The sequence below is a fragment of the Alsobacter sp. P4_H11 genome (genome assembly GCF_056400925.1).
In genome coordinates, this window is the sequence record NZ_JBFUKI010000008.1 from 283,601 (window position 1) to 292,205 (window position 8,605).

Annotated in this window: 10 protein-coding genes and 1 pseudogene; 3 read left to right on the forward strand and 8 right to left on the reverse strand. The window is 70.8% G+C overall.

Annotation, left to right across the window (positions count from 1 at the left end; genetic code table 11):
* The first annotated feature begins 89 nt into the window (after positions 1–89).
* Positions 90–404 carry a septal ring lytic transglycosylase RlpA family protein gene (locus tag AC1DSZ_RS16505; RefSeq protein ID WP_476839449.1) on the forward strand — a complete coding sequence of 105 codons (315 nt, stop codon included), beginning with the start codon at positions 90–92 and terminating at the stop codon, positions 402–404.
* A gap of 3 nt (positions 405–407) precedes the next feature.
* Here AC1DSZ_RS16505 and AC1DSZ_RS16510 read toward each other — a convergent pair whose 3' ends face one another.
* The gene (locus AC1DSZ_RS16510; RefSeq protein WP_476839429.1) at positions 408–1,205 is read right to left on the reverse strand and encodes a helix-turn-helix domain-containing protein; all 798 of its coding nucleotides are present in this window, start codon (positions 1,203–1,205) and stop codon (positions 408–410) included.
* 109 nt (positions 1,206–1,314) lie between these two features.
* On the opposite strand from AC1DSZ_RS16510, the gene AC1DSZ_RS16515 reads away from it, so the two are divergent.
* A complete protein-coding gene (locus AC1DSZ_RS16515; protein ID WP_476839430.1) occupies positions 1,315–1,680 on the forward strand; it encodes a nuclear transport factor 2 family protein in 366 nt (121 codons plus the stop codon).
* A gap of 230 nt (positions 1,681–1,910) precedes the next feature.
* On the forward strand, positions 1,911–2,090 hold the full coding sequence (gene hemP, locus AC1DSZ_RS16520; RefSeq protein ID WP_476839431.1) for a hemin uptake protein HemP: 180 nt from the start codon (positions 1,911–1,913) through the stop codon (positions 2,088–2,090).
* On the opposite strand, the gene AC1DSZ_RS16525 is transcribed toward hemP, so the two are convergent.
* From AC1DSZ_RS16525 to AC1DSZ_RS16555, 7 genes and pseudogenes are all read right to left on the reverse strand, one after another.
* Positions 2,074–2,505, reverse strand: coding sequence for an Rrf2 family transcriptional regulator (locus AC1DSZ_RS16525; RefSeq protein ID WP_476839432.1), 432 nt, complete (start codon positions 2,503–2,505; stop codon positions 2,074–2,076). The two genes, hemP and AC1DSZ_RS16525, sit on opposite strands and share 17 nt — an antisense overlap.
* 145 nt (positions 2,506–2,650) lie before the next feature.
* Positions 2,651–3,751: an alpha-hydroxy acid oxidase gene (locus AC1DSZ_RS16530; protein WP_476839433.1), complete on the reverse strand. Its 1,101-nt coding sequence runs from the start codon at positions 3,749–3,751 to the stop codon at positions 2,651–2,653.
* Positions 3,748–4,551: an energy transducer TonB gene (locus AC1DSZ_RS16535; RefSeq protein ID WP_476839434.1), complete on the reverse strand. Its 804-nt coding sequence runs from the start codon at positions 4,549–4,551 to the stop codon at positions 3,748–3,750. The genes AC1DSZ_RS16530 and AC1DSZ_RS16535 overlap by 4 nt, the downstream gene beginning before the upstream one ends.
* On the reverse strand, positions 4,548–4,997 hold the full coding sequence (exbD, locus tag AC1DSZ_RS16540) for a TonB system transport protein ExbD (protein ID WP_476839435.1): 450 nt from the start codon (positions 4,995–4,997) through the stop codon (positions 4,548–4,550). The genes AC1DSZ_RS16535 and exbD overlap by 4 nt, the downstream gene beginning before the upstream one ends.
* 4 nt (positions 4,998–5,001) lie before the next feature.
* A pseudogene (gene exbB, locus AC1DSZ_RS16545) lies at positions 5,002–5,715 on the reverse strand (tonB-system energizer ExbB); the annotation flags it as partial.
* Positions 5,705–6,388 carry a Fe2+-dependent dioxygenase gene (locus tag AC1DSZ_RS16550; protein WP_476839436.1) on the reverse strand — a complete coding sequence of 228 codons (684 nt, stop codon included), beginning with the start codon at positions 6,386–6,388 and terminating at the stop codon, positions 5,705–5,707. The gene AC1DSZ_RS16550 and the pseudogene exbB, both read right to left, overlap by 11 nt.
* A gap of 55 nt (positions 6,389–6,443) precedes the next feature.
* A partial coding sequence (locus tag AC1DSZ_RS16555; RefSeq protein WP_476839437.1) for a TonB-dependent receptor occupies positions 6,444–8,605 on the reverse strand: 2,162 nt, incomplete at its 5' end.

The window sequence follows — 8,605 nt, forward strand, 5'->3', positions numbered from 1 at the left end:
AACATTTGGCCTCCGTAGCGGCTTCCATTCCAGTCCCCACCTGGAGAAAAGCCGTGATCAGGGCCGCCAGCGCTACCATTCTGTGCGCGATGAGCTTCGCGGGTGGCGAGGCCGCCGCCGCCGAAGGAATGATCGGGCGCGGCGTCGCCGCCTGGTACCAAAGCGGCCACCGCACGGCCACCGGCGAGCGCTTCAATCCGGACGGCTACACGGCGGCCCACCGCACCCTGCCGCTCGGCTCGAAGGTGCGCGTCGTCAACGCCCGCAGCAACCGGTCCGTGGTGGTGCGCATCAACGATCGCGGACCCTTCGGCGGGCGCCGCATCATCGACCTGTCGCGCGGCGCCGCGCGCGCCATCGGGCTCGACGGCGTCGGCATGGTGGAGCTGCACGCCGCCAACTGAGCCTCAGCGTGCGAAAGCCGCCGCCGTCGCCTCGTCGGCCGGCCAGAACGCCTCGATGGCGAGCTCCGCCACCGTGACGTCGCGCGGCGTCCCGAACACCATGGAGGTGCTCAGGAAGCTCAGCACGCCGCCCTCGGTGGCGATTCGGAACGGGATCGCGACCTCCGTCAGCTCCGTTGCGGCGTGCCGCCGGTCGCTCGCGGGCGCCGGATATCCCATGAGCTCCGCCATGAGGGCCGACAACGCCGGGTCGCCGCTATGCGCAGCCTGCCGGCGCAGCCGCTCCAGCAGATGCTCGCGCCATTCCGGCAAGTTCACGATGCGCCCGCTCAGACCCTCCGGGTGCAGGCTCAGCCGCAACACGTTCACGGGCGGCTCCATCAGCGCCGGCGCGCAGCCGGCCAGAAGCGGAGCGAGGGCCGCGTTCGCGGCGACCAGCGTCCAGTGCCGGTCGATCGCCAGCGCGGGCAGCGGCTCGTGTCCCTTCAGCACCCGCTCCACGAGGTCGCGCACGGGGCCGAGCAGCGGGTCGCCCAGCGGCCGCTCGGGATAAACCGGCGCATAGCCGGCCGCCAGCAGCAAGGCGTTGCGGTCGCGCAGCGGCAGGTCGAGCTGCTCGGCGAGCCGCAGCACCATCTCGCGGCTCGGCCGCGCCCGCCCGGTCTCCAGAAAGCTCAGGTGCCGGGACGAGATCTCGGCGTCGAGCGAAAGATCGAGCTGGCTGACGCGCCGCCGCTGGCGCCAGGTGCGCAGCAGCCCGCCAAAACTGTGGGTGTCGGCCTCGGCCGTGTGCATTGTCATCGGACGACCTTAGCGGCGGCCCGGCGCGGCTTCCATGACCTGCGGGGTAATCGACGCGCCGCTGCGTCGGCGAGAGGGTGGGGCCGTCACCAACACGGGAGACCCACCGATGACCGACCCCAACACCCTCGCGGCCCGCTACATCGAAGCCTGGAACGAGCGCGACCCTTCCCGCCGGCGAGCCCTCGTGGAGGCGCTCTGGAGCCCCGACGGCAGCTATGTCGACCCCCTCGGCAACGCGCTGGGCCATGCCGAAATCGACGGACTGATCGGAGCCATCCAGAGCCGCTTTCCCGGCATGGCGTTCAGGCCGGCCGGCAAGCCCGACGGCTACGCCAACCAGATCCGCTTCTCATGGACGCTCGGTCCGGACGGCGCCGACCCCCTCGCGGGCGGCACCGACTTCGCCACCGTGGCGGAGGGCCGGCTCGCGGCCGTGACGGGCTTCCTGGATTTCGCGCCCGCTTCGGCGTGACGAGCCGCGTCGGCAAAAGGGGAGGGTGCCCGGCGCGGCGCTCTCCCTCAGCTTGCGAATACTAGCGATTGGCTACATTAGAACTGTTATATACTTTCGATTGACGCTTGCCGTCTGGATGAAGCCTCTGTATTGACCAGCCTAACGGCGCCGGTCGAGATTGGAACTACTCAAAACAAGGCGCCGAAACTGGTCGCGCAGCGCGACGCTTTGCTTTGAGGTTGAAGTCGATGATCGATGCGCCGTCCGACGGGTCTGTGAAGAACCCTCCGCCAGACGCGGGCCAAGCCGTGCGAGAACTCGACGCCGCCTCGCTGCTGGGCGACGCGCGCCAGATCGTCATCGTCCACCGGGGCGAGCGTTACTCGCTGCGCATCACCGCGAAGGACAAGCTCATCCTGACGAAGTGAGCAGCGGCGGCTCGGCCATGGCGTCGAGCGCGCCATTCGCGCTCAGGTCTGCCAGGGCGGTCGCCTCCAGCGAGCGAAAAAACGCCCGGTGGGCCGAGAAGATCAGCTTGGAGATCCGGGCGTCGACCTCCGAGGCGGCCAGGAAGTTCGCCGGGCAATCCTTGGGCTCGAAGGCCCGCGCGATCTCTCCCACCGAGATCGACTGCGCCGGCCGGGCGAGCCGCATGCCCCCGTAAGGACCGCGCGCGGCTTCCACCAGGCCCACCTGCGCGAGGATGTTGGCGGTCTTCTGCACATTCAGGGGCGTAATCGCCGTGATCTCGGCGAGGCGCCCGGCCTTCACGATCGCGGGCGCGGCCTCCGCGAGGGCGGCCATGATCCGGATCGCATCTACGGTGCGCTGGTTCAACCACATGCGACCCTCTTAGCCCAATCCCGCGCCCAAGGGCAGTCACAGTGCGGCGGCTTGGCGGCGGATGCGGCGTCGGAGGGAACCCGCCGCATCCGCCTACCCGGCGCGGCCGCAGCCTTCGGCGCGCCGGGGTCTCGTGGGGCGCCGGTCAGCCCAGCAGCTCCGGCCCCGCATCCTCGAGCGATGCGATCCCGCACAGCGCCATCGCGACCGCGAGCTCTTCCACCAAGAGCTTCACGGCGTGCGCCACCCCGAGCGCCCCGGCGGCGGCGAGCGCCATCGCGGCGGGCCGGCCGACCAGCACGGCGTCGGCGCCGAGCGCCCGGGCCTTGAGGATGTCGGTTCCGCGCCGGACGCCGCCGTCCAGCAGCACCGCCGCTCGTCCGTTCACCGCCTTCGCGATCGCCGGGAGGACGTCGATGCTGGCGGGTGTCCCGTCCAGCGTCCGCCCGCCATGGTTCGAGACGATCACGCCGGCGCAGCCCAGCGCCACGGCCTCGGCGGCGTCGTCGGCGTGGAGCACGCCCTTGATCAGCACCGGCAGCGGCTGCGCGCCGACGAGCCACGCCACATCCGCCCAGCGCGGGGCTGCCGCCATGACGCCGTCGAACACCGGATGGCCGGCCGTGGGCTGCGGCGCCGGCATTCGCGCACCCGGCAGGTTCGCCGCGCCGACCCCATCCGGCAGCCGGAAGCCCGCGCGCTGGAGGTCGTTGCGGAAAGCCGTCACGGGCGAATCGACCGTCAGCACGATCGCCTCGCAGCCGGCCCGCCGGGCCCGCTCGCACAGGGCCAGCGTGGCGCCCCGGTCTCCCTGCCAGTAGAGCTGGAACCAGCGCGGGCCAAACCCGCCGGCCTCCGCGATCGCTTCCAGCGTTTCGCTCGCCAGCGTGCTCACCACCATGATGGCGTCCATGGCCTCCGCCGCCAGGGCGGTGGCGCGCTCGCCCTCCGGGTGGAACAGCCGCTGATACGCCAACGGAGCGAGCAGCACGGGATGCGGCATCCGCCGCCCGAGCAGGGAGACTGCCGTCGAGCCGCCCCGCAGGTCGCGCAGGATGCGCGGCCGCAGCGCCAGCCGGTCGAACGCCTCGCGGTTGCGCCGGGCGGTGACGCCGTCCGCGGCCGCGCCGGCAAGGTGCGTCCAGGCCTGGTCGTCCAGCCGCTCGCGCGCCAGCGGCTGGTAATCGGCGAGGCAGCTCAGCGTGGGCGGGATGCGATCCAGCGGAGGCGGGCGGACCGCGCTCATTTCAGCCGGTACCGGATCGGCACGAGCAGCGTCGCCGAGGACGCCGCGACCCTCGCGGGCAGCGCCGGCAAAGGCTCGGCCCGGCGCAGCATCTCGATCGCCTCGCGGTCCAGCGCAGCGTGGCCGGAGCCTTCCAAAACGCTCGCATCTGCGACCTTGCCGCCGTGATCCACGCGGAAGCTCACCACCACCTCGCCCTCCAAGCGACGTGAGCGGGCGTCCGCCGGGTAACGCTTGTGGCGGCCAAGATGCGCCAGCACGGCCCGCTGCCAGGATTCCGGCGCGGCGACGGCCTCCGCCACGCTGCCCTCTGCCGGGGCCGTGATGGCCTCGGCGGCGACCGGCGTCATCTGCGATGCGGCGGCGGCCCGCTGGGCGGCGGCGCTGGGCGCCGGCTCGGGCCGGGCCTCCTGCGCTTCGGTGGTCTGGCCGCGCTCGGCTTCCTCCTGCTTGTCGCGGGTCTGCTCCTGCACGGCCTGCAGGTCGGGCGTGGTCTCGGTCGGGGAGGCGGCCGCCGTCGGCAGGTCGGCTTCGGTCTTGGCCGAGAGCTTCTGGTCCACCTCGGGCGTCGGCGCCGCCTCGGCGGTTTCGGCCGCGGACGCGGCTTCGGGCTCGGCCTCCTCGGGCGCGGCCGGCGCCTCGGCGAACTCGATCGCGAGTGGCGCGCCGACGTCCTCCACGGACTCATCCGGCGGCGCCGCGCCCACCAGCGCGAGCACGGCGGCGCCGGCATGGAGGCTCAGCGCCAACAGGGCCGCCACGGCCCAACGCAGCCGCTGGGCGAAGGAGCGCGCGATCATGGCGTCGCTCCCCCGGCGGCCGGCGCCGGAGCGCCTTCCAGCGCCACCAGCGCCACCTTCAGGTAGCCCGCCCCACGAAGGCGGTTCATCAGCTGCGTCAGCTCGCCATAGGGCACGGCCTGGTCGGCGCGCACGAAGATGCGCTGCTCGCGATCCACCCGAGTTGCGCTGTCCAGCGCCCAGGCGAGCCCGGAGCCGTCCACCTTCTCCTCGCCGACCAGTAGCGAGAGGTCGGCTTTCAGCGTCACATAGACGGGCTTGTCCGGCCGCGGCTGCGGCCTGGCGGTGGACACCGGCAGGTCCACGGGCGCGTCCACGGTGGAGAGCGGCGCCGCCACCATGAAGATGATCAGCAGCACCAGGATCACGTCGATAAACGGCGTAACGTTGATGTCGCTGGTTTCGGGCAGGTCGTCGTCCGAGGACGTGTTGAGCGAGATCCCCATGGGGTCACTTCCCGTGCTGGGCGGTGGACACCGCCCGCAGCCCCGGCCCGCGATCGAGGTCGCGCGAGACGAGCCGCATCACGGCCGCGGCGGCGTCGCCGACCAGCACCCGGTAGGCGCCGATGGAGCGGCTGAAATGGTTGTAGATCACCACGGCCGGGATCGCGGCCACGAGCCCGATGGCGGTCGCCAGCAAGGCTTCGGCGATGCCGGGCGCGACCACCGCGAGGTTGGTGGTCTGCGCTTTCGAGATGCCGATGAAGCTGTTCATGATGCCCCACACGGTGCCGAACAGCCCGACGAAGGGCGCCACCGACCCGATGGTGGCCAGCAGCCCCGTTCCGCGCAGCATCTCGCGGCCGGCCGCGATCTCGAGCCGCTGCACCCGCGAGGCGACCCGCTCCTTGATCCCGTCCCGGTCCGGCGCCCGGGTCGACTGCCGCAGTTCCTGCGCGGCGGCTTCCACCAGCGCCCGGCCGATGCTGTCGCGCCAGCCCAGCGCCTGCGTGGCTTCGGCCAAGGTCTCGTGGTCGGTCAGTTGCGTGACGGTGCGGCGGAGCCGGGCCCTTGCGGCGCCAAGCTCGAATGACTTTGCGATCCAGATCGTCCAGGTCGCCACCGACGCGAGGGCGAGGCCGATCATGACGGCTTTCACCACGACGTCGGCGGCGAGGAACATCGCCCAAGGGGAAAGGTCGTGCGGCATATCAGGTCTCCGCCCAGTGCCGGATGAGGTTGTGGTAGACGCCGGTCAGCCGCACGCTCGCAGGGTCGTCCAGCCCGCGCTCGCCCTGCAATTCCTGGATTGTCTGGTCGAGCTCGAACAGCATGGAGCGCGGGCTCTCGTCGCGGATCATGCTCTGGATCCAGAAGAACGAGGCGACCCGCGCGCCGCTCGTCACAGGCTGCACGCAATGGAGGCTGGTGGACGGATAGAGCACCGCGTGGCCGGCCGGCAGCTTCACCTCGTTGGCCCCATAGGCGGTCTCGATGGTGAGCTCGCCGCCCTCGTATTCGTCCGGCTCGGAGAGAAACAGCGTGCAGGACAGGTCCGTCCGGATGCGCGTCGCGCTGCCAGGAACGTTGCGGATGGCGTTGTCCACATGGACGCCGAAGGTCTGGCCGACGCCGTAGCGGTTGAACATGGGCGGCAGGATGCGCAGCGGCAGCGCGGCCGACAGAAACAGCGCGTTGCGGCCGAGCGCGTCGAGCACGATGTCGCCGAGCGCGGCGGCTTCCGGCGACTGGGCCGGAAGCTGCAGGTTGTTCTTCACCGAGGCAGATTGCGGACCCGCCGTCATGCGGCCGTCCTGCCATTGCGCCTGGTCCATTACCTGGCGGCAATAGCGGACCTGCTCGGGGCCGAGCACGTCGGGAATGCAGATGAGCATGCGGTTCTCCTCGGATCGCGAGGGGAGCCCGCCGGGCGCGCCGGCGGGCGCCCGTTCAGTATTTGAAGTTCAGGCTGAAATAGGCCGCCCGCCCCGGCGCGAGATACACGTAGGGCACGTTGCTGCGGTAGAACGCGTCGTAGATCGTCGCGTCCGTCACGTTGAGCACGTTCAGCCGGGCCGAGACGTGGTCGGTGAACTTGTATTCGGCGAGCAGGTCCAGCCGCCATCCGCCCGGCAGCACGTTGGTGTTGGCCGCGAAGGTGCCGCCCAGGATCCGGCCGATATAGGTCGCCTGCGCCCCCACAGAGAGCTTGTCGGTGATCGCGTATTTCGAGAGCAGGCTGAAGCTCTCATGCGCGATGTTGGCGAGCTGCAGGCCCCGGTTGGCCGCGATGGCCGACCTGGTGACTTCGGAGTCCATGAACACAGCGCCGCCGAACAGGCTCCACCGGTCCGTGACGTTGCCGCCGACCCCCACCTCGACGCCGCGCACCCGGTACTCGCCGGTCGGCGACACGATCGCCCCGATGGTCTCGCGGGCCCGGGTCTTCTCGTTCTGGAACAGCGCCGCCGTCACCAGCAGGCGCCGGTCGAACAGCTCCCACTTCGTGCCCACCTCGTAGGAGCGATTCTTTTCCGGCCCCAGCGCGGCGTTGCTGGCCGTGAGCGCCCCATAGTCGCTGCCGCCGCCGTCCAGCTCGGAGCCGACCGGGTTCGAGGATGTGCCATAGGCGGCGTAGACGGCCGCATAGGGCAGGGGCTTGTAGGTCGCGCCGATGTTCCAGTTGAACATCGTGTCGTCCCGCTCCAGCGTCGTCCGGACGCCGGTCGCGGCCGTGGAGGCGGCCTTCACGCCGTAGTCGTCCACCCGCACGCCGCCGGTGAGGAATAGGCGGTCGTTCCAGTTGATCGTGTCCAGCAGGTAGGCGCTGCGGGTGTCGACGCCGATCTCGGTGGGGCGGCCCGTCTTGGCGAAGGTCCCGGTGAACGGAATCAGCCCGCCGCCCGGGTCCCACAGGTTCAGGCTCGCGCCCGGGATCGCGCCGGCGCCGAAGCTCTCGGTGGAGAGCGCCAGGTAGCTGTCGCGTGACACGTTTTCGCGGCTGATCTCGACGCCGGCCACGGCCGTGTGCAACAGGCCGAAGCTCGCGAACTTCGCGGTCAGTTCGGTCTGGTTGGCGATGACCTCGTTTTCCTGGTAGCGGCTCTTGGCGCCGCTGTTCACGGTCCAGCGCGACGGGTCCGGGTTGGTCGTGTTCACGCTGCCGGGCGCGGAGGCCACATAGTCCAGCACCGAGAAGCCGTAGCGGAACTTGTTGGAGAGCGTCGCCCAGTCGGCGAGTTCGTAGCGCATGGACGCTGTGGCGATGTCCTGCCGGGCTTTCTGGAAGTCGCGGTTGGGCAGGCCGTAATAGTTGTTGCGGTTGAGGCCGCTCTCGGTGAACGGCCGCCGCTTGCGGGCGTCGAAGGGCACGCCCCAGTCGGGCAGCTGGTCGAGATCGACGTGGAAATAGTCCACCGTCATCTGGAAGCGCTCGTTCGGCTTCCAGGTCGCCGCGATGGCGCCGCCCCAGCGGTTGTCGAATGCCTCGTTGCGGCCCGCCACATTGGCGCCCTGCGCCATGCCGTTGGCCCGCACGGCGAATTCCGGCGAGACCACGTGGTTGACGTCGAACGTCATCCGCCTGGTGGCGTCCGTGCCGCCCGTCACGCCCGCTTCGTAGAAGCTCACGAAGGACGGCTTCTTGGTGACCACGTTAACGGCGCCGCCGGAGGTGCCGCGCCCGCCCACCGTGGAGGAGGGGCCCTTCAGCACCTCCACCTGCTCGGTGGCGAAGTTCTCGCGGATGTTGACGCCGGGGTCGCGCACGCCGTCCACATAGATGTCGTTGCGGGCGTCGAAGCCGCGGATGAACACGCGGTCGCCAAAGGCGTTGCCGCCTTCGCCCGAGCCCAGCGTGAGGCCGGGCGTGGTGCGCACCAGCTCGCGGAAGGAGGTCGCCTGCTTATCCTCGATCACCTCCTTGGGGATCGCCGTCACGGTGCGCGGCGTGTTCAGGAGCGGCTCGGTGAGCTTGGAGGAGGCGGAGCGGTCCACCTTGAAGGGCGCGGCCGGGTCCGCATAAGGGTTGGCGCCGGGCGCGGACTGTGCGGCGGGAGCGCCGGCGCCGCCGGGTCCGGCTGCGGCCTGAGCGGGCGCGGCGACGGCCGGCC